Source organism: Vulcanibacillus modesticaldus (genome assembly GCF_001730235.1).
In the GTDB taxonomy this organism is placed as follows: domain Bacteria; phylum Bacillota; class Bacilli; order Tepidibacillales; family Tepidibacillaceae; genus Vulcanibacillus; species Vulcanibacillus modesticaldus.
The window spans coordinates 1-20,761 of sequence record NZ_MIJF01000016.1 but is presented as its reverse complement, the minus strand read 5'-3'; the positions used below and the strand labels follow the sequence as shown (position 1 = coordinate 20,761).

General features: G+C 33.5%; 21 protein-coding genes and 3 tRNA genes. 22 read left to right on the top strand and 2 right to left on the bottom strand.

Annotated features, from left to right (window positions below; genetic code table 11):
* The first annotated feature begins 47 nt into the window (after positions 1-47).
* The 13 genes from ychF (at position 48) to BHF71_RS04355 (ending at position 9,481) form a co-directional block, all read left to right on the top strand.
* A complete protein-coding gene (ychF, locus tag BHF71_RS04415) occupies positions 48-1,148 on the top strand; it encodes a redox-regulated ATPase YchF (protein ID WP_069656461.1) in 1,101 nt (366 codons plus the stop codon).
* Positions 1,149-1,256: 108 nt separating this feature from the next.
* Positions 1,257-1,544 (top strand): 30S ribosomal protein S6, encoded by a 288-nt coding sequence (gene rpsF, locus BHF71_RS04410; protein ID WP_069656460.1) that lies wholly within the window; start codon positions 1,257-1,259, stop codon positions 1,542-1,544.
* 18 nt (positions 1,545-1,562) lie between these two features.
* Positions 1,563-1,997, top strand: coding sequence for a single-stranded DNA-binding protein (ssb, locus tag BHF71_RS04405; protein WP_069656459.1), 435 nt, complete (start codon positions 1,563-1,565; stop codon positions 1,995-1,997).
* An 82-nt stretch (positions 1,998-2,079) separates the two neighbouring features.
* Complete coding sequence (gene rpsR, locus BHF71_RS04400) at positions 2,080-2,307, top strand: 30S ribosomal protein S18 (RefSeq protein ID WP_069656458.1); 228 nt, start codon at positions 2,080-2,082, stop codon at positions 2,305-2,307.
* 224 nt (positions 2,308-2,531) lie between these two features.
* The gene (locus BHF71_RS04395; protein WP_084024224.1) at positions 2,532-2,837 is read left to right on the top strand and encodes a MazG-like family protein; all 306 of its coding nucleotides are present in this window, start codon (positions 2,532-2,534) and stop codon (positions 2,835-2,837) included.
* 16 nt (positions 2,838-2,853) lie between these two features.
* Positions 2,854-3,786 carry a YybS family protein gene (locus BHF71_RS04390; protein WP_069656457.1) on the top strand — a complete coding sequence of 311 codons (933 nt, stop codon included), beginning with the start codon at positions 2,854-2,856 and terminating at the stop codon, positions 3,784-3,786.
* 12 nt (positions 3,787-3,798) lie between these two features.
* Positions 3,799-5,754, top strand: a complete 1,956-nt coding sequence (locus BHF71_RS04385; protein WP_069656456.1) for a DHH family phosphoesterase — start codon at positions 3,799-3,801, stop codon at positions 5,752-5,754.
* Positions 5,751-6,197 (top strand): 50S ribosomal protein L9, encoded by a 447-nt coding sequence (gene rplI, locus BHF71_RS04380; protein ID WP_069656455.1) that lies wholly within the window; start codon positions 5,751-5,753, stop codon positions 6,195-6,197. Before BHF71_RS04385 ends, rplI begins: the two co-directional genes overlap by 4 nt.
* A 29-nt stretch (positions 6,198-6,226) precedes the next feature.
* Positions 6,227-7,588: a replicative DNA helicase gene (gene dnaB, locus BHF71_RS04375; RefSeq protein WP_069656454.1), complete on the top strand. Its 1,362-nt coding sequence runs from the start codon at positions 6,227-6,229 to the stop codon at positions 7,586-7,588.
* A 162-nt stretch (positions 7,589-7,750) separates the two neighbouring features.
* Complete coding sequence (locus BHF71_RS04370) at positions 7,751-9,037, top strand: adenylosuccinate synthase (RefSeq protein WP_069656453.1); 1,287 nt, start codon at positions 7,751-7,753, stop codon at positions 9,035-9,037.
* A 166-nt stretch (positions 9,038-9,203) separates the two neighbouring features.
* A tRNA-Lys gene (locus tag BHF71_RS04365) sits at positions 9,204-9,279 on the top strand.
* Between the two features lie 10 nt (positions 9,280-9,289).
* A tRNA-Asp gene (locus BHF71_RS04360) sits at positions 9,290-9,366 on the top strand.
* A gap of 39 nt (positions 9,367-9,405) precedes the next feature.
* Positions 9,406-9,481: transfer RNA gene (locus BHF71_RS04355), tRNA-Phe, on the top strand.
* 49 nt (positions 9,482-9,530) lie between these two features.
* On the opposite strand, the gene BHF71_RS04350 is transcribed toward BHF71_RS04355, so the two are convergent.
* Positions 9,531-9,905: an SPOR domain-containing protein gene (locus tag BHF71_RS04350; RefSeq protein ID WP_069656452.1), complete on the bottom strand. Its 375-nt coding sequence runs from the start codon at positions 9,903-9,905 to the stop codon at positions 9,531-9,533.
* Positions 9,906-10,100: 195 nt separating this feature from the next.
* Here BHF71_RS04350 and BHF71_RS04345 point away from each other — a divergent pair, with 195 nt between their 5' ends.
* From BHF71_RS04345 to BHF71_RS04320, 6 genes are all read left to right on the top strand, one after another.
* Entirely contained in the window at positions 10,101-11,579 is a 1,479-nt protein-coding gene (locus BHF71_RS04345) for a M23 family metallopeptidase (RefSeq protein ID WP_069656451.1), read from the top strand.
* Positions 11,580-11,733: 154 nt separating this feature from the next.
* A complete protein-coding gene (yycF, locus tag BHF71_RS04340; protein WP_069656450.1) occupies positions 11,734-12,438 on the top strand; it encodes a response regulator YycF in 705 nt (234 codons plus the stop codon).
* Between the two features lie 6 nt (positions 12,439-12,444).
* Complete coding sequence (locus tag BHF71_RS04335; protein ID WP_069656449.1) at positions 12,445-14,259, top strand: ATP-binding protein; 1,815 nt, start codon at positions 12,445-12,447, stop codon at positions 14,257-14,259.
* Positions 14,243-15,553, top strand: coding sequence for a YycH family regulatory protein (locus tag BHF71_RS04330; protein WP_069656448.1), 1,311 nt, complete (start codon positions 14,243-14,245; stop codon positions 15,551-15,553). The genes BHF71_RS04335 and BHF71_RS04330 overlap by 17 nt, the downstream gene beginning before the upstream one ends.
* 4 nt (positions 15,554-15,557) lie before the next feature.
* On the top strand, positions 15,558-16,283 hold the full coding sequence (gene yycI / locus BHF71_RS04325) for a two-component system regulatory protein YycI (protein WP_069656447.1): 726 nt from the start codon (positions 15,558-15,560) through the stop codon (positions 16,281-16,283).
* 61 nt (positions 16,284-16,344) lie between these two features.
* Positions 16,345-17,172: an MBL fold metallo-hydrolase gene (locus BHF71_RS04320; RefSeq protein ID WP_069656474.1), complete on the top strand. Its 828-nt coding sequence runs from the start codon at positions 16,345-16,347 to the stop codon at positions 17,170-17,172.
* Here the strand turns inward: BHF71_RS04320 and BHF71_RS04315 are convergent.
* Entirely contained in the window at positions 17,147-17,359 is a 213-nt protein-coding gene (locus BHF71_RS04315; protein ID WP_245683818.1) for a hypothetical protein, read from the bottom strand. The two genes, BHF71_RS04320 and BHF71_RS04315, sit on opposite strands and share 26 nt — an antisense overlap.
* 173 nt (positions 17,360-17,532) lie before the next feature.
* Between BHF71_RS04315 and BHF71_RS04310 the strand changes: the two genes are divergently transcribed.
* From BHF71_RS04310 to BHF71_RS04300, 3 genes are all read left to right on the top strand, one after another.
* The gene (locus BHF71_RS04310; protein WP_069656445.1) at positions 17,533-18,762 is read left to right on the top strand and encodes a S1C family serine protease; all 1,230 of its coding nucleotides are present in this window, start codon (positions 17,533-17,535) and stop codon (positions 18,760-18,762) included.
* A gap of 104 nt (positions 18,763-18,866) precedes the next feature.
* Positions 18,867-19,346 (top strand): 23S rRNA (pseudouridine(1915)-N(3))-methyltransferase RlmH, encoded by a 480-nt coding sequence (gene rlmH / locus BHF71_RS04305; RefSeq protein ID WP_069656444.1) that lies wholly within the window; start codon positions 18,867-18,869, stop codon positions 19,344-19,346.
* A 539-nt stretch (positions 19,347-19,885) separates the two neighbouring features.
* Positions 19,886-20,425 carry a DUF5698 domain-containing protein gene (locus tag BHF71_RS04300; protein ID WP_069656443.1) on the top strand — a complete coding sequence of 180 codons (540 nt, stop codon included), beginning with the start codon at positions 19,886-19,888 and terminating at the stop codon, positions 20,423-20,425.
* The last annotated feature ends 336 nt before the right edge of the window (positions 20,426-20,761 follow it).

Here is a 20,761-nt window from a genome sequence, read left to right as displayed (position 1 = left end):
GTTATATTATAATCAAGTAATATGATTGGAACTAAGGAGTGAACGTGATGCCATTGAAAACAGGTATCGTCGGTTTACCTAATGTAGGAAAATCGACGTTATTTAATGCGATTACACAAGCAGGAGCAGAATCAGCAAACTATCCATTTTGTACTATCGACCCCAATGTTGGAGTCGTTGAAGTGCCTGATAATAGATTACAAGTATTAAGTGATATGGTTAATCCTAATCGCGTAGTGCCGACTGCCTTTGAATTTGTAGACATTGCAGGTTTAGTTAAGGGTGCAAGTCGTGGAGAAGGATTGGGAAATAAATTTTTATCCCATATCCGTGAGGTTGATGCCATCGTTCATGTGGTTCGTTGTTTTGAAGATGAAAACATAACACATGTGGCAGGAAAGGTAGATCCAATTAGTGATATCGAAACAATAAATTTGGAATTAATTCTAGCAGACCTAGAAACAGTTGAGAAACGACTTGAAAAAACTAAGAAAAATCTAAAGAGTGGAGATAAAATTTTCAAACTTGAATACGAAGTTCTTGAAAAAATCAAAAATACATTAGAGAATGATCAACCATCTAGAAGTATTGAACTTACTAACGATGAAAAAATGCTAGTTAGAGATCTTCATTTACTTACAATGAAGCCAGTATTGTATGTGGCAAATGTTAGTGAGGAGCAAGTAAATGATTTTGATAATAATCCATATGTAAAACAGGTGAAAGAGTTTGCAGAAGCCGAAGGTGCAGAAATAGTTGTAATTAGCGCAAAGGTTGAAGCAGAAATTGCTGAACTTTCTGCTGAGGATAAGCAATTATTCCTAGAAGATCTTGGATTAAAAGAATCAGGTTTAGACCGCTTGATTAAAGCTGCTTATAGATTATTAGGTTTAATCACATATTTTACTGCAGGAGTTCAAGAAGTAAGGGCTTGGACCATTAAAAAGGGTACTAAGGCACCACAAGCTGCTGGTGTAATCCATTCAGATTTTGAACGTGGATTCATTCGCGCAGAAGTTGTTGGATATGATGATTTAGTAAGTGTCGGTTCAATGGCTAAAGCCAAGGAAAAAGGACTGCTTCGTTTAGAAGGCAAAGATTATGTTGTTCAAGATGGCGATGTAATGCATTTTAGATTTAATGTATAATTATTGATATTTAACAATTATCATGATATAATTTCTAAATGCGAGTTCTATAACCTCGCTCCTTGCCCTATATTTAGGGCCGTTAAGTCCAAAAGGAGGTGAAAGTAAATGCGTAAATATGAAGCTATGTACATTCTAAAGCCTGACCTTGAGCAAGAAGCAACTAAAGAATTAGTTGAGAAATTCCAAAACATTATCACTAATAATGGTGGAGAAATTGAAAAGCTTGAGGAAATGGGTAAGCGTCGCTTAGCATACGAGATTGAAGATTATAATGATGGTTACTATGTATTGGTTAACTTCAAATCTGAGCCTGCTGTAGTTGCTGAGCTTGATCGTGTATTTAGAATTACTGATGGGGTAATTCGTTATCTAATCATTAAGGATGTTAAATAATATTTAGGGGGAGTCGAAATGTTAAACCGTGTCATCTTAATCGGGCGATTAACTAAGGACCCTGAATTACGATATACACCAAGTGGTGTTGCAGTTGCAACATTCACTCTAGCGGTTAATCGTAACTATACCAATCAACAAGGACAACGTGAAGCTGATTTTATTAATATTGTTACATGGAGAGGTTTAGCTGAAAATGTAGCAAATTATGTAAAAAAAGGCCGCTTAGTTGCTGTTGAAGGACGTATTCAAACCCGTAATTATGAAAATAATGATGGGAAAAGGGTGTATGTTACTGAAGTTGTAGCGGATAATGTTCGTTTCCTTGAATCAAATCAAAATAGATCTGAGTTCCATGGAAGCCCGGATAGTAAAAATGACCGGTTTGATAATGACCCTTTTATAAATGATGGAAGTCCAATTGATATTTCCGATGACGATTTACCTTTTTAAGGAAGTATAATTAAAAATATTATGATCGTATTTAAATAAAAACGAAGATTGATACAATTCTTCTTGTTAAGGAGGGAATAGAATGGCTCGCAAACAACGTGGTAAGCGTCGTAAGGTATGTTACTTTACTGTAAATAAAATCGATTATATCGATTATAAAGACGTTGATTTACTTAAAAAGTTCATCAGCGAGCGTGGTAAAATTTTACCTCGTCGTGTAACTGGAACTTCTGCAAAATACCAACGTCAATTGACAATAGCTATCAAACGTGCTCGTCACATGGCATTACTTCCATATACCACAGAATAATTATAAGTTCATAAATATAAAAAAATCCTCTTGATAAAGAGGGTTTTTTTTATCCTGTAGCAATTACCTCATGTAGCAAATCATCTTATTTTTAATTATTGAAAATTCACTACTTCAATTTGATATAATTGGTTACACAAATATGTATTTTTGAAGGATAATCGACATTAAATGTGGAAGTAGGATAGGATTATAATAGTACGTACAAAAAGGAGCGATTATCATTGGATAAGCCTGGGAACGTACATATTGCCAAAAATATTAAAGTTATGGAATGGTTAAAAACAGAAATAATTGAGCATGTAGGGGTTTTATTTAAGGGTTTATACCATGGGAAAGAGTCACTTATCATTGATAGCATGGCCAGTTTACTAATAGCTATCTATGTATTAGCAAGGAGAATAGGAATTCCATTCCACAAATTAGATCAAGCTATGATGGATAAGTTGCAAGAGCATAAACGTGAAGGACATGAAATAGAAAAGTGGTATGGAGATTTATCAGTTTTGGAACAATATATAAAAAAATAACAAGAGGTGTAAATTATTGAACAAAAAAAGCAGAGAACTCACAGAAGGAGCATTATTTAGCACTATATTTTTATTATTATTATTAATAACGGTATTAACCCCCTTAGGTACGGTTACTCTATATTTATTAGCGATTCCCTTCATCATTTATGGGTATCGTAATGGTATTAAAATGGGTTTAATTGTTATTACAGCTAGTTCTATATTATCGATATTAATCGGAGGTTTTTATAGCATAACTCTTGCTATTTTGGCCGGTACAGTTGGTATAACAATGGGGGCTTTATATAAAAAGGGAAATATCTTACTGGTTATTTTAGGTGGTTCGATTACCACAATCATCAATTTGATTTTAGGAATTGCCTTTAGTAATTTGATCATCGGCACTGATATTATTGAATCATTACAACAAATGTTAAATGCATCTTTAAATTCAGTTGAAGGTATGCTAAAACAATTTGGTAACCAACAGGAGACTGAATTGATTATTCAGGCATACCGAGCTTTATTTGATAATATCGGCTTAATGTTACCATTTTTTATCATTGCGTTTGCCATAATGTTTGTAATAATAAACCATGTCATAGCAGGGAAAATTATGAAAAGATTAGGGATTAAAGTTCCTAATTTACCTCCATTTAGAGAATGGACATTCCCACGTAGCATAATTTTTTACTATTTATTAAATTCCATTGCTTTAAAAATAAAGTCCTTATATGATATTTATGCTATTAAACTAATTGCGATCAACCTATATCCACTATTACATTTAATCTTATTAATTCAGGGCTTATCCTTTGTATTCTATTATGCCCATCAAAAAAATCTCGGAAAGACAATTCGGGTAATTGCGATAGTGGGAATTTTAATACCGTTTATGACCCAGTTATTAATAATCTTGGGAATGATAGATATCAGTTTCAACTTACGAAAAAAGCTTGAAATTTAGGGGCTGATATGATTGCCTAAATTTTTATCAAACAGAGTTTTTGGTTTTCATTTAGTTTTGATTTTTCTATTTGATTTATTATTACTAGGAATACTAGCTATTTGGCATTGGGAATATGCTTTAATAGGCCTGATCATCTTAGTATGGCTCTTTTATTCAACCTACAAGGTTGGAAATGCTTTTAGAAAAGATTTAATTGATTATATAAAGACGACCCAGTGCCGGATCAAAAAAGCTGGTAAAGATGTAATTCAACAATTACCGATCGGGATTATTCTTTACGATGAAGAGAAGAAGATAGAATGGCATAATCCCTACCTGAATTTGATTACAGGTGAAGATAACCTAATAGGGAAAGAATTAAATGAGGTTATACCGGCCTTAGTTTGGGAAGAAGATATTCAACAGCTTGAAATTGAACACAATTTTAAGATATACAATGTAGATATTCACTCAAAAGAGAGATTGTTATATCTTACTGATATTACTGAATATAACTATCTACTCGATCAATACGAAAAGGAAAAAACAGTCTTTGGTATCATTCATTTAGACAATCTAGATGAGGTGAGTCAAGGATTGGATGAATTGAGTAGAAGTTTACTTTTAACAGATGTAACAAGCGCAATCAGTGACTGGGCCAATGCCTTAGGGATATATTTAAAGAGATATGCAGCTGATAAATTTTTGATGATTACTAACCAAACAGTTTTAGAACAATTAGAAAATTCGCGATTTGATATCTTGGATATCGTTCGAGAAATGACTACGGACAATAAGATACCTTTAACATTAAGTATTGGAATAGGCGCCATGGCTGATTCTTTTATCGAATTAGGCGAAATGGCCCAATCAAGTTTAGATATTGCATTGGGGCGTGGCGGAGACCAGGCAGCAGTCAAAGTTGGTGAACGCTTATCATTTTATGGTGGCAAATCAAATGCTGTTGAGAAGAGGACTAGGGTGAGAGCCAGAGTTATTTCTCATGCATTAAGGGATTTGATTAAAGAAAGTGATTTAGTTTTAATCATGGGTCATAAGTCCCCTGATATGGATGCTATTGGGGCTTCAATCGGAATCCTTAAAGCTGTTTTGGTCAATGAAAAAGAAGGATATATCATCCTTGACGAACCAAATCCCATGATTCAAAAATTGCTTGATGAAGTTGACAAGCATGAGGAGTTATCCAAATATTTCGTACTACCTGATAAGGCAATAGTAAATGTTAGTTCGAAAACATTACTAATAATGGTTGATACTCATAAACCATCGTTAACAATAGAACCTAAATTAGTTGATGTTATAGAAAGAGTGGTTGTAATTGACCATCATAGACGGGGAGAGGAATTTGTTAACGATCCTGTTCTAATTTACATGGAACCATATGCTTCTTCTACAAGTGAGCTAGTAACGGAATTATTACAATATCAGTCAGACAAATTGGAGATGGATCCATTGGAAGCTACTGCACTGTTAGCTGGAATTGTGGTAGATACGAAGAGTTTTGCTTTTAGAACAGGTTATCGAACTTTTGAAGCAGCTTCCTTTCTAAGAATCAAAGGCGCTGATCCCACGTTAGTTCAAAAACTATTAAAAGTTGATATAGAGCAATATGTAAAAAGAACTGAATTGGTGAAAAAAGCAAAGATAATATTTGATCATATAGCAATTGCAGTTGCTGATGAAAAACTTGATCAAATCTTAATTGCTCAAACAGCAGATACTTTGTTAAATATGAGTGGTGTATTTGCTTCTTTTGTAATCAGCATTCGTCATGATGGATTAGTATCAATCAGTGCAAGATCGTTGGGTCAAATAAATGTACAAGTGATCATGGAACGCATGGGTGGTGGTGGACATTTAACAAATGCCGCTGTCCAATTAGAAGGCGTAACCTTGGAAGAAGCAGAAGAAAGATTAATAGATGTTCTAAAAACTATTCAAGATGAAGGGGGAATATTAGTATGAAGGTTATTTTTCTACAGGACGTTAAAGGTAAAGGTAGAAAGGGAGATATAAAAGAGGTTGCCGAAGGGTATGCGAGGAACTTTTTGTTTCCTAGAGGTTTGGCTAAGGAAGCTACAAGTAGCAGTATTAAAGAAGTAAATGCCTTTAAAAAGAGTGAAGAAAAAAGAAGAGCAGCTGAACTGCAAAGTGCACAGGAACTAGCTGCAAAACTAGAAAAGATGACTATTAAAATTACCTCAAAGGCAGGAGACAATGGCAGATTATTTGGGGCAGTGACTTCAAAGCAAATAGCTGAAGCTTTAAAGAAAGAAGATATTGTAATTGATAAAAGGAAAATTTTATTGGATGAACCAATACGTAGTTTAGGTTATACTCAAGTAATGGTGAAGCTACATCCTAAAGTTACAGCTACTTTGAAAGTAAGCGTAATCGAACAAAAGTAATGTGAAAATAAATTAGAGGGGATCTCAGAATGAGTGAACTTTATTTGGACAGAATTCCACCACAAAATATAGAATCCGAACAAGCCGTATTAGGAGCGATCCTATTAGAACGAGATGCTTTGATCACCGTTATGGAAATCTTATCTCCTGATGATTTCTATCGAACTGCTCATCAAAAGATTTATCGGGCAATGTTGGATGTTTTTGAGACAGGTGAGCCTGTAGATCTTGTAACAATTACGGCAGAGCTTCAAGGAAAAAAGTTACTAGAAGAAGTTGGGGGAGTTTCCTACCTTACTGATTTGGCCAATGCAGTGCCAACTGCAGCAAATGTAGAATATTATGCCAGAATAATTGAAGAAAAAGCTATTCAAAGGCGATTAATAAAGGTAGCTACAGAAATTGCTAGTACAGGTTATTCAGGTGTTGAAGATGTCAGTGATTTAATTGGAGATGCAGAGAGAAAAATTTTGGAACTTTCCCAAAGAAAAATCGATAATGGTTTCATAAATATTAAAGAAGTATTAATGGAAACTGTAGACCAAATCGAATATTTACATCATCATAGAGGTGAAATTACGGGAATTCCATCAGGTTTCACTGATTTGGATAGGATGACCTCAGGGTTTCAAAAATCTGATTTAATTATAATCGCCGCCCGTCCAAGTGTGGGTAAGACAGCCTTCTCATTAAATGTTGCACAAAATGTAGCATGTAGAAGTAAACATCCTGTTGCGATTTTTAGTTTGGAAATGTCAGCAAGACAATTAGTACAAAGGATGATCGCTGCTGAAGGCAATATTGACAGTCATAAATTGCGAACAGGTATGTTAGAAGAATCAGATTGGAATAAGTTAACAATGGCAATGAGTACTTTATCAGAGGCTCCGATATATATCGATGATACCCCTGGAATAACAATCTACGATATTAGGGCTAGAGCTCGTAGATTGAAGGCTGAAAAGGGATTAGGCTTAATATTAATAGATTATTTACAATTAATACATGGGCGGGGGAAATCGGATAATAGACAACAGGAGATCTCTGAAATATCAAGACAGCTTAAAGGAATTGCTAGAGAACTTGACGTTCCGGTGATTGCTCTATCACAGTTAAGTCGTGCTGTAGAACAAAGACAAGATAAAAGGCCGATGTTATCGGATATTCGTGAATCGGGGAGTATCGAACAAGATGCTGACGTTGTCGCGTTTTTATATCGTGATGACTATTATAATCCTGAAACGGAAAAGCAAAATATTATTGAAATTATCATAGCGAAACAAAGAAACGGTCCCGTTGGTAAAGTCGAACTTGTATTCCTTAAAAACTTCAATAAGTTCGTAAACTATGCTAAGGACCAGAATCAACTAGATGAAGTAAGTGATGGGTAACCAGATAATAAATGGTTACCTTTTTTTATTACAGAACAAATACGAACAAATAACAAAAAAATATATATAATGTTCGTATTTTCATTGACAGTGAAGATAAAAGATTGTTAAACTTAATTTGTTGGAAAGAGAGTTTGAATCAGATAAACGGAGGTGTTACCAATGTCCACAGTTGTCGTGGTTGGAACACAATGGGGTGACGAAGGAAAAGGTAAGATTACTGACTTTCTTGCGGAAAGTGCGGAGGTAGTAGCTAGATATCAGGGAGGTAATAATGCTGGACATACGATTACAATCAAAGATAAGAGATATAAATTGCATCTGATTCCATCTGGTATTCTATATTCAGACAAAATTTGCATACTTGGTAATGGCATGGTAATTAATCCCAAAGCATTGGTAGAAGAATTAAATTATTTGCATGAGAGAGGAATCAATACTGATAACTTAAGAATTAGTAATAGGGCACATGTTATAATGCCGTACCATATTAAAATTGACCTGATGGAAGAAGAACGGAAAGGAATTAATAAGATCGGTACGACAGGTAAAGGTATTGGGCCAGCTTACATGGATAAAGCGGCTAGAATAGGAATAAGAATGGCAGACTTTCTTGATGAAGAAGAGTTTAAAAGAAAACTAGAAATAAATTTAAAGGAGAAAAATAGACTTTTTGAAAAATTCTATGAAGCGGTAGGATTTAAAGTTGAAGAAATTTTAGAAGAATATTCTGAATATAGAGAAATTATCCGTCCATATGTAACTGATACGTCTGTAATTCTAAACAATTCAATCGACCAAGGGAAACGGGTTTTATTTGAAGGGGCACAAGGTGTAATGCTTGATATTGACCAAGGAACGTATCCATTTGTGACTTCATCAAATCCAGTTGCTGGCGGAGTGACAATCGGATCTGGTGTAGGACCTACAAAAATAAATCATGTATTAGGAATATCTAAAGCATATACTACTCGAGTGGGTGATGGTCCATTCCCTACAGAATTAAAAGATGAAATTGGAGATAGAATTCGTAAAGTTGGCAGAGAGTATGGAACCACAACCGGCAGACCCCGTAGAGTGGGCTGGTTTGATAGTGTTGTTGTAAGACATGCACGACGAGTTAGTGGAATCACTGAATTATCAATAAACTCGCTAGACGTGTTAACCGGTATAAAGACCTTAAAGATTTGTTCAGCATATAAATATAAAGGAGAAATCATTGAAGATTTTCCAGCAAGCCTAAATATTCTTGCGCAATGTGAGCCTATTTATGAAGAATTACCGGGATGGGACGAGGATATTACAAAGGCTGAAAGTTTTGATGATTTACCGTTAAATACTAGACATTATATTGAAAGGGTTTCTCAATTAACTGGTATTCCAGTTGCGATCGTTTCTGTTGGACCTAATCGGAAACAAACAATCATAATGAAGGGTGTATTTGCATAAACAAAGCAAGCCTAGATGTTTACGGAAATATCTAGGCTTATTTTTTGAAATCTTATAAAAAATCCAAATTATGAATTAGTTGTGTTTTAGCAAAAAAAATCTAGAAAATAGTTGACATAACTATTTTACCATGGTATTATATCTATCGTGTCCAAAAGGAAAACATGAGCCATTAGCTCAGTCGGTAGAGCACCTGACTTTTAATCAGGGTGTCACAGGTTCGAATCCTGTATGGCTCACCATTTTATTCTTGGAGCTGTGGTGTAGAGGCCTAACATGCCTGCCTGTCACGCAGGAGATCGCGGGTTCGAATCCCGTCAGCTCCGCCATTTTTTTTATCTAGGGCTTTTTTCGAAAAATCAAAACGTGGTTCGGTAGCTCAGTCGGTAGAGCAGAGGACTGAAAATCCTCGTGTCGGCGGTTCGATTCCGTCCCGAACCACCATTTTCAAAGTTACATAAAATTAAACCTACTGATGCAGTAGGTTTTTTTGCTAGAATTGACCATTATACATTTTAATTACTTGTTCCGCTTCCTTAGCTTTTACCTCATCTGTAACCACAGTAAGAAGAATATTTCTATTGATATCCATATAACTACCACTTCCATCTGCCATTCCGCTGGCACTTACATCTACTGATGCTAAGATTTCACTGCTTTTATTTGTGAAGGAACCTAAAGTGAGGTCGGCTAAACTTTTAAATCCACCAGTAATTGGATTGAAAAGGTCATTCATTTGGCTTCCTGGATACATTCCAATTTGATCTACTTGAATATTTGAAAATCCTCGCTGTTTTAATTCCTCTGCTGCTTTCTGGGCTTCTTCAATCGATTTAAAGGCTGCTAAAATGTTTCTATTGTTAGGCATAAATATCCCTCCTAGACATAGTATTACTTATGAGACTACTATTTATGTATTATGGTTAGATATTTCCTCTTGCTGGGCCAAGCTATGTTGTGGTAAAGTGATAAGTGGGAAGTGTTAACTTTTTTAGGTATTATAGATAAAAATTATTAATGGAGATGCTCTACATATTAAATCTCCAAATTCGGGGAGGTTTTTATGGCAAAATATTTTAAATTTACCGAGATAACAGGTAAATTACAAAAAGTTTTTTCTAATTTAAAATCAAAAAAAAATAATAAATATATAAAAAATAAAAAGGTTATAATTGGAGCTTTATCTGGATTTATAGCGATTGGAACTGCTTTTGGATTTTATCAATATGAGGTAAATGCGATAACTTTATATCATGTATATGTTGATGGACAGGAAATTGGTACAGTAAATGATAAATCAGTCGTTGAGAATTGGCAAAAACAACAGTTCAATAAGTTACAACAAGAATATAAGGATATCAAACTAGACTCTTCTACTGTGATAACCTTTAAAAAAGAGAAAAAGTATAAGGGGAAATATGATAATTCCAAAACAATAGCCTCTCTAGAAAAAAAATTCAATATTCAAGCGGTCGGTGTAGAGTTAGTTGTAGATGGTGAAGTTGTTGGGATAGTTAAGGATCAAGCTACAGCTGATAGGTTATTAAGTAGCATAAAAGAATCATATACGCAAAAAAATGATAAAGAAGATAAGGTTGTTGCAGCATCTTTAAATGATTCTGATCAAGAAGATGTTCAAGTTGAGAATATTGAAATTAAAGAAGATATAGATTTTAAGGAAGTTAGGGTTTCTCCAGACCAAATTATTTCAGAAAATGATATGCTCACTTTATTGAAGAAGGGAACCCTTGAAGAAAAAATCTATACAGTTCAAGAAGGAGATACGATTTCGGAAATTGCTTACCGGTTTGGATTAACAACTAAACAAGTTTATCAGATGAATCCTCAACTTGATGGTGAACTCATCCACATAGGAGACAAATTAGTGGTTACAGCGATGACACCGCTAATTACTGTAAAAACGACCGAAGTTGTTAAACAAATTGAAAGAATACCTTATACAGTGCAATATAAAAAAGATAATTCAATGTTTGTAAATGAATCAAAAACCCTAGTAAAGGGGAAAGAAGGAAAAAAAGAAGTTGAATATTCAATAGTTAAGGAAAATGGGATAATTGTAGAAAAGACTATTTTGAGTGAAAATGTTCTTGAAGAACCTACACAAAAGGTTGTTTTAAAAGGAACAAAACCAGTTCCATCTAAAGGATCTGGCGTTATGGTATGGCCAACAGTAGGCGGAGTAATTACCAGTTATTTTGGTCCAAGATGGGGTAGTTTTCATTATGCTTTAGATATAGCAGGCGTTAGGGATTATACAATTAAGGCTGCTGACAATGGCAAGGTTATCTTTGCGGGTTGGCGTGGTGGATATGGTAAAGCAATTATCATTGACCATGGCAATGGGATTAAGACCTTGTATGCTCACTTAAATAGCATTAACGTTGCTGTTGGTGATAAAATAGCTAAAGGACAAAAGATTGCTATTATGGGTAGTACAGGACGTTCAACAGGTACACATCTTCATTTTGAGGTAAGAGTAAATGGAGTTAAAAAGAACCCATTAAATTATATAGGTAAATAAAAAATTATATTTAGGAAGAAAGATAGGTTTTATAAGATATTGGACAAACCTATCTTTTTTTTATATCCTACAAAAAGAATAATAGTTTATGATAAACTGTGAATAATTAGAAACTTTAAAATTATAAAAATATCAAAATGGAGGGATATTCATTTTGAAAAATAAAATTTTGGTAGTGGAAGACGAAAAACCGATTGCAGATATTTTGAAATTTAGTTTAGAAAAAGAAAGATATGAAGTCTATACTTCGTTTGATGGAATAGAAGCGGTTAAAAAAACAAAAGAGTTAGAACCAGATTTAATATTGTTGGATATCATGCTTCCTGGGATCGATGGTTTTGAAGTTTGTAGAGAAATTAGAAAATTTACCGACAAACCTATTATAATCCTAACTGCTAAAGATACTGAAGTTGATAAAGTACTTGGTTTGGAAATGGGAGCAGATGATTATGTAACTAAACCATTTTCAACTAGAGAATTAATTGCTAGAGTCAAAGCTAATCTAAGAAGAATTTCTTCATATGAACAGCAAGATACAGTAAACCATCAGCTAGTAATTGGTGAAATAAGTATCTATCCATCCTCATACTTAATTAAAAAAAGGGATACCATTTTAGATCTAACGCATCGAGAGTATGAGTTACTGTATTATTTAGCCAAAAATATTGGAATTGTCTTGACTAGAGAACACTTACTTGAAGCTGTATGGGGTTACGATTATTTTGGAGATGTAAGAACAGTAGATGTAACCATCAGGAGATTACGAGAAAAAATTGAAGATAATCCTAGTCAGCCAGTTTATATAATAACGAAGCGTGGTCTAGGATATGTATTGCGCAACCCTTCCCAAAAGGAGTAGTTTACATTGAGACGGTCAAATTTTTTTCAGAGTATACAATGGAAATTAGTAATCATGTATATTTTGTTAATCTTAATATCTATGCAGATTATCAGAATTTATTTTATTCAAACATTGGAAAAGTATTATGTTGATAATTTTAATCAAACATTGTATGCTCAAGCAAATTTATTGTCGGTAAACTTAGAAAGATATCTAATTGAAGATGGACAGAGCAAAGAAGAGAAAAGGGCAGAGATTGATGCATTAGTAGACAATTTGTTTGCATTAAATGGTGTGGATGTTTCTATTGTTGATAGTAGTGGAATTATTATCAGTACAACCGAAAGGATTCCTAATATTGTTGGACGTAAAATCTCTCAAATTGAAGTTAATAGGGCGCTCTTAGGAACCAGAGATGAAGCAATAAGAGTTGATGCTAATACTGGACATCGAATGAAATTTTTAGCGTTTCCAATCAAACAAGGGAATAAAGTGTTGGGAGCAGTTTTCATGAAAGCCTCCATTGAAGGGGTTTATGAAACGATAAATCGTATTAACAGAATTCACATGACTGCTACGATTATCGCCTTGGTATTTACAGCATTTTTAGGATATGTCTTATCAAGAACTATAACTGAACCTATCAAAGAAATAACTACTCAGGCAATGAATATGACTGAAGGGAACTTCGATCAACAAGTAAAAATATATGGTGATGATGAGATAGGTAGACTAGGAGAAACCTTCAATCGAATGGCAATTAAGCTTAGAGAAGCTATCTATCAAAATGAAGAGGAGAAAGAGAAACTAGCTTCTATACTTTCCCATATGAGTGATGGGGTAATAGCGACTAATGATGAAGGAAAAATAATCGTTGTTAATCAACGTGCTTTAGATATTATCGGATTAAAAGAGTCACTGGTGAAGGATAAACGAATAGATGAGGTTTTTGCTTCCCTTGAATTTCCCGAAAAAGAAGGGACCATTTTTTATAAGTATGAATCTGAAAATGAAATTAAAGTCTTGAAGATGACGTTTAATATGATGCATCATATTCATCGGGGAAAGATTGGGGTCATAATCGTAGTTCATGATGTGACAGAGGAACAAAAGTTAGAACAAATGCGAAAGGATTTCGTGGCCAACGTTTCACATGAATTAAGAACGCCGTTAACGACCATAAAAAGCTATTTAGAAGCTTTAGAAGATGGTATTGAAGATCCTGAGTTAGCAAATAGATTTATTAAAGTTGCAAGTCACGAAACGGATCGGATGATAAGATTGGTAACCGATCTACTACAGTTATCCCGACTAGATGAGGAGAAAACGAGACTTAACAAATCCTACGTATCTATAAAAGAAATGATTGAAGACGTTGTTGATAGATTTAGCTTCAAATGTAAGCAAAAATCAATCGATGTATCGGTAAAAATCCCCAAATACCTTCCGAAGATATTGGTTGATCGAGATAAAATAGATCAGGTGTTAGACAATCTATTTTCAAATGCTATTAAATATAGTGAAAAAGGGAAAATTACAGTATCTGTGAGGTTAGAACAGGAAAAATTATACGTTGAAGTAGCTGATACTGGGATAGGCATTCCCAAAAAGCATTTATCTAGATTATTTGAAAGGTTTTATCGGGTAGATAAGGCTCGTTCTAGAGAGATGGGGGGTACGGGTTTAGGTTTATCAATAGCTAAGGAAATTGTTAAAGCACACCACGGTGAAATATTTATAGAAAGTGAGATAAACAAAGGAACAAAGATAGCTTTTTATATTCCAATGTCAGAAAGGAATGTCAAGAAAGGAATGGCAATTAATGAAGGAAAAAGTTAAATCTATTATTTTGTTCCTACTCGTTATCAATAGTATAGTACTAACGTTGTTCCTAAGTTTTTATAATTTTAATAGTAGTAGCGTATCAATATCTGAATACTTACCTCAACCAAAGTTTGGACAAGATATAGACTTAGTACAATTACTAAGTCCTGAAAAAATAATTTATCATTTTGGGAAAAATGCTCATTCAGTAATTAGACCGAACGTTATTCTATTTTACCAAATGGAAAAAGAAATGAAGGGTTGGACCTTTTATAATTTTACAAAGGCAGAAAATAAAATAGATTGGAAAGACATCGTAGAGAATAGGGAAGGGATTGAGATTTATTTCCCTATTCCTTTAACAAATTCTTTAATCTCTTCAATAATTAATATCCCAGCAACAAAGATAAATATTGAAGAAGTTAATCGCCTATGGATTTTCCTAAATCAAAAAAATAAAGTTGAAGCCTATTTTATTTCTGATAATAAAGATCAAGTTTTTACTGCCGAAGTAACCATTTCCGACCAACAATTAACTGAATATATTTCTAAAGCTGTTTATCAAACTAAATATTCATATCATTTTGTAGGTTCGATAAACAAAGATAAATCAATAAAGAGAATGTACTATCTACCAGTTGAAGGAACAAATATGAAAGTAATTAGCAGATCATATACTACCCTAACAGTGGACGATTTCAAGCAACTTTTATTCATTGATTCAAGTATGGTTAGAAAAGTATATGAGATGAATGATAAGAAGAGCATTCTATATACGGATGGAACATACAGTATGCAATATGATTCAATGGCAAAAAAAATTTCATTTTATCAACCTGTTTTTGGACAAAAAAAGGATCTCAATCTCGACAGGGGCCTTTATGTTGCTATTCGATACGTTAATCAACACGGAGGTTGGGATGGAATATATCGTTTAGCTAAGAATCAAAGGATCCGAGGAAACCAGACCAATTTCGGCTTTAGAAAATATATTGAAGGTTATCCTATATTAGCTGGGGATTATGGGATAATCCAAATGCAGGTTACAGACGGAATTGTTAATCTATTTCAAAGATCTGCAGTATTATTGGATAAATACACTGATATCAAGATTATTAAAACATTGAATGGATTGGAATTGATTACTTATTTAGAAAAAATCGGGGTCAATGAGTCGGATATAAAAACGATTAAATTGGGATATAAGGTAAAAGGAATAGGTAATAGCTATATTTTTGAACCTTATTGGAAGATTTACCTTCTAGGCCAGAAACCGATAGAAATTCCTGCTTACGAGGGAGGAGTGTAACAACTTGGATTGGAGTAAGGCAAAGAGTATATTAATCATTTCCTTTTTATTACTAAACTTATCTCTTGGTTATCAGCTATATCTGAAGCAAAATAAATATAGTAATAATATGCAATGGACAACTAATAATTTAGATGAACTCCAAGAATTACTCTTTAAACAAAATATAAAATTAAGTACTGAAATTCCTGAACAGCTACCTAAGATGCATTTTATCAAGATAAGAAAGATTGTATTTGCCGAAAATGAAAAGCTTAAAGGAGGGTTAGAAGAGAACTCTAATAGAAATGTGATTGAATTAATAGCTAATAAATCTATTAAAAACTTTGAACTGTACGAATTTAATCCATTAGAATCCAAAGAACCTGACTATTTGGTGTATTACCAAACAACTGAAGGGTACCCTCTACTAGGAGCAAAACTTATAATATATCTTAATAGCAATGGGGAATTATTTTATAATCAAAATTATTTTGAAATTGTAGATAGTGGGCTGGATAAGCAAGTAATCTCTTCTTATTCTGCACTTAGAAGGGTGATAGAACAGGGTCTTATTCCAAATGGTGCAGAAATAAAGCAGATCAAACTTAGTTATTACGGACAAACCAATCAATCTAATATTCAAATATTAACTCCCGTTTGGAAAATAGTTTTTAAAAATGTCCAAATAACTGATAAACTATATGTGAATGCCATGACAGGCGGGATGGAAAACGTAATAAACTATTGAAAAAAAGAAATTGCTGATTGATAATTAGAAAAGAAAAACATCTTGGAGGTTAATTCTTTTGATTAAATATAGTATTTTAGCCAGTGGTAGCACTGGCAATTCAATTTATATAGGAACAGATGAATACAATTTATTGATTGATGCAGGGTTAAGCGGGAAAAAAATAGAAATGGGTTTAGAGAAAATCGGGGTTAGTCCTAAAGATATCGATGGAATACTTATTACCCATGAGCATGACGATCATGTAAAAGGGATTGGAGTTTTAGCAAGAAGATATCAAATCCCTATTTATGCTAATGCTAAGACTTTCGAAAACCTACCCAGCCAAATTGGTGAAATCGATGATTCACTAAAGAGGATATTAGAGACCGGAACAGTAAAAGAATTTGGAAAGTTACAGGTAGAGTCATTTGCAATTTCTCACGATGCGGCAGAACCAGTTGGCTATGTTCTAAGAAAAGAAAATTTAAAGCTAAGTGTAGTAACTGATTTAGGGTACGTAAGTCAAAAAATAAAAGATAAAATTATAGGTTCAGATGCCTATATCTTTGAAGCTAATCATGATGTCCAAATGTTAAGGATGTCTTCCTATCCTTGGTCTGTGAAACAGCGAATATTAAGTGACGTGGGACATCTTTCCAACGAAGCCTCCGGTGAAGCTTTAGCTGAGATCATTACTGAAGTTACTCAAAAAGTACATCTAGCCCATTTAAGTAAAGAAAACAACTTGATAGAGTTAGCTCGATTAACTGTTAAAAATATTCTTGAGGACTATGGTATTACCGAAGAAGACGTGAAATTATTGGATACATTTCCCGACAGACCTACATCTTTAGAGATATTGGATAGAAAAAAGGTGAAGTTTAAAGAAATTCTTGCGGTAAAATAGAGTTATCCAATTCAGATTCTAACTTATTCGTTTTATCAAGCATTTCTTGTTGAGTAATTAGTCCCTTTTCTATTAGTAAGTCTATCAATGCAGTTAAGATAAGCATATTCTTGTAATCAATTTCCTTTAAGTCAGATAATTGACTTATAATGTCAACATCGACTGGCAACCTATTTAATCTGTTCACTACCGAACACCTCTTTATTTTCATTTTGATTTAATGAGTGCTAAAATTAATATATATATGCCTATATGCTATTCTAACCAGTCAGATAAAAATTAGACTGGGAAAAGGAAATAAGCTGTATATAATTTTTTGGTTTAGTAATAATGATTATCATAAAAAGGATGGTGAAGACTATGAACTTTTATGATGATGATGAATTTTACGAAAGAAAGAGAAGAAAGAGAAGAAGTGGGGCTGGTATCTTCACATCGTTGTTTTCAGCCATCGTTGGAGGATTTATCGTAATTCTTTTATTGCCAACTTTAATAGATGCTGGATTAATAGAGATCTCAACTCAACAATCTACAACCCTTCCTATACAAGATGGGACTAAAGTTCCAACCAAACAGATAACTGTTGATGTAAACTCAAGTATAGTGACAGCTGTAGAGAAGGTAAAACCAGCAGTGGTTGGTGTTGTGAATATTCAAGAACAGAGTAGTTTATGGACTCGTAAGACTCGAATCGTTGAAGCAGGTGAAGGTTCAGGGGTTGTCTTTGACAAAAAAAATGGGAAAGCATACATCGTCACCAATAATCATGTAATAGAAGGTGCTAAAGAGATCGAAGTGGCCCTTCCTAATACAGATAGCAAAATATCTGCTGAACTTTTGGGTGCTGATAGACTTACAGATTTAGCAGTTATTGCAATTGACGAAAAGTATGTAGATACAGTTGCTGAATTTGGTGATTCTACGAACTTAAAACCTGGTGAACCAGCTATTGCTATCGGTAATCCTCTTGGACGAGCTTTTTCCCAATCGGTAACTGTCGGTGTAATAAGTTCAACCAACCGTTCTATTCCTAATGATTTAGATAAAGATGGTCAAGCAGATTGGGAGACTGAAGTTATCCAAACTGATGCAGCTATCAACCCTGGCAATAGTGGAGGAGCTTTGGTAAACATAGACGGCCAAGTGATTGGTATAAATAGTGCTAAAATAGCTGAAAGTGGAGTTGAAGGTTTAGGCTTTGCCATACCTATTAGCGATGCAAAACCAATAATCGAACAACTTATAAAATATGGTAGGGTTAAACGTCCTTATATGGGAGTAACACCATACGATTTACATTTGGTATCTCAAAAGGATAGAAAAAACGTATTAAATCTTCCTGATTCAGTTAATAATGGAGTTGTATTAGTGGAGCTTAGCAAATTAGGCCCTTCAGCCCTTGCTGGTTTAAATCGTTTAGATGTTATCGTGAAGTTAGATGATTACGAGATTGAGAGTTCATCTGATTTGCGTAAATACTTGTACAAATATAAAAATGTGGGAGATAAGATGAAAGTAACCTTTTATCGTAAGGGTAGATTACAAACCATTACCATGACTCTTTCTGAAGTCCCTGAAACATTTCGTTAATATCAATAAATAAAATAAAAGGCAGAATCCTCGTGATTCTGCTGTTTATTTTAATTTTGGATATCATAAAAAATTATAAATAGTATTTCAGAGTAGGTGAAAACGTGCGAATAACAGTTATAAGTGTTGGTAAGATAAAGGAAAAGTACATAGTACAAGGTATTGCCGAATATAAAAAAAGATTATCTCCTTATGCAAAGTTGCAAATTATCGAGGTTGCCGATGAGAAGGCTCCTGAGAATCTAAGTGAAGCAGAAATGCAGCAAATAAAACAAAAAGAAGGAGAGCGGATTTTACAACATATCGATCAAAATCAATATGTAATAGCTTTGGCAATAGAGGGAGAAATGTGGAGCTCAGAAAAGTTGGCAAAGGAGTTAGACAAACTAACAACATACGGTAATAGCAATATTGTCTTCGTTATCGGCGGTTCATTAGGTTTATCAAAAAAGGTATATGATCGAGCTAATGGTCTATTATCTTTCTCTAAAATGACATTTCCCCATCAGCTAATGAGACTAATACTTTTGGAGCAGATCTATCGAGCATTTAAAATTAATCGAGGTGAACCGTACCATAAGTAAATATTAAATTTTATCTTGTAAATAATTGCTATATACGATATAATTAAAAGGTTAGTTTTTTAATCAGGTAAAGTGGAACAAAAGTATGAACAAATAAATTTTCACAATAACCTTTCGTTATTTCCAAAATTATTATTAAGATACTTTTCATCCTATCATCCTATTTTAATATATCACAAAAACTTATCCCCCCTTCTTGTTTTATATTAGAAATCCTTAAAATATTCGAATGATTTAATTAAAGTGGATTTATTCTATTCTTGAATTTTCAATTTTCAATGTAAATTATTTGAACAAAAAAATGCATAATTAACTTTGATTGATTATTTATACAATATGCCACATTACTGCCTAGTAGTAGAATACATATTTTATGAAAATAATTTAAGTTTTAATTATGGGATTTACTCACATAACTGATTATTCACTAATATACTATTGTCAGTTTTTTTTGTCGTGCAATATTTATTTTTTGGACACAAAAAGTTTAACAATCTAGGCAGCATATTTAGCTGATCAACAAAAAAGGAGGTGCCATGATGACAATAGATGTCATATTTGCACTTATAGGGTTATTTCTAATAACATCTCTTACTAATATTTTAGCAACACTAAAAACGATATTGATATCTAAAAAAATTATGAACCCGGTTTATCTTGTGGTATTTGTAGATGCTATGATTTTTGCAACTGTCGTTACTAAAGTGACTAGTTCAAAGGGAATACATTTTACAATTGCATATGCTTTAGGTAGAACACTAGGAGTCTTTATCGGTGGTAAACTTGAAGAACGTTTAGCACTTGGTATTTTAGAAGTGGATTTATTTTTAAATAATAAAAATAAAATGATCAAAATTGCAGAAAAGCTTAGGAGAGCAGGCTATACGGTTAATAATTTTCTGGCTCGAGGTAATAATGAGGATATAAGGTACAAAATTGAAGTCGTAATAAAGAGAAAGGAATTCAAAGTATTTGAGGATATTCTGGAAGAATGTGGTGTTAGTAATCCAACCCTAAAAATAAAAAACTTGAGTAAAGTAGATGGTAAAATTACTACAACAAGTTTTCAAACGAATTAATACTTTGCGATGAAAACATACAAAAAGATTGGCCAATAGCTCACATGAGGAACTCCTGAAAGATAATCAGGGTTCCTCTTCTTTTATTTTTAATCAATAGCGTTGCATAAAAGTTATAGTGGTTAGTTCACACAATATTCTGAACAATATTTTCCTAAACTTCGACCAAAGAACCAGTAACCAACTAAAGGTGATCACTGTCCATTTGGCAATTATTACTATTTGATTTAATTATTCACAAAAAAACAAAACAACTTACAATAACTATTTTTATCCTGGTGCTTTAACCATTAACTTTATCCAATTATCGTATGGCTTCCAAAGTAAAATTCGTAA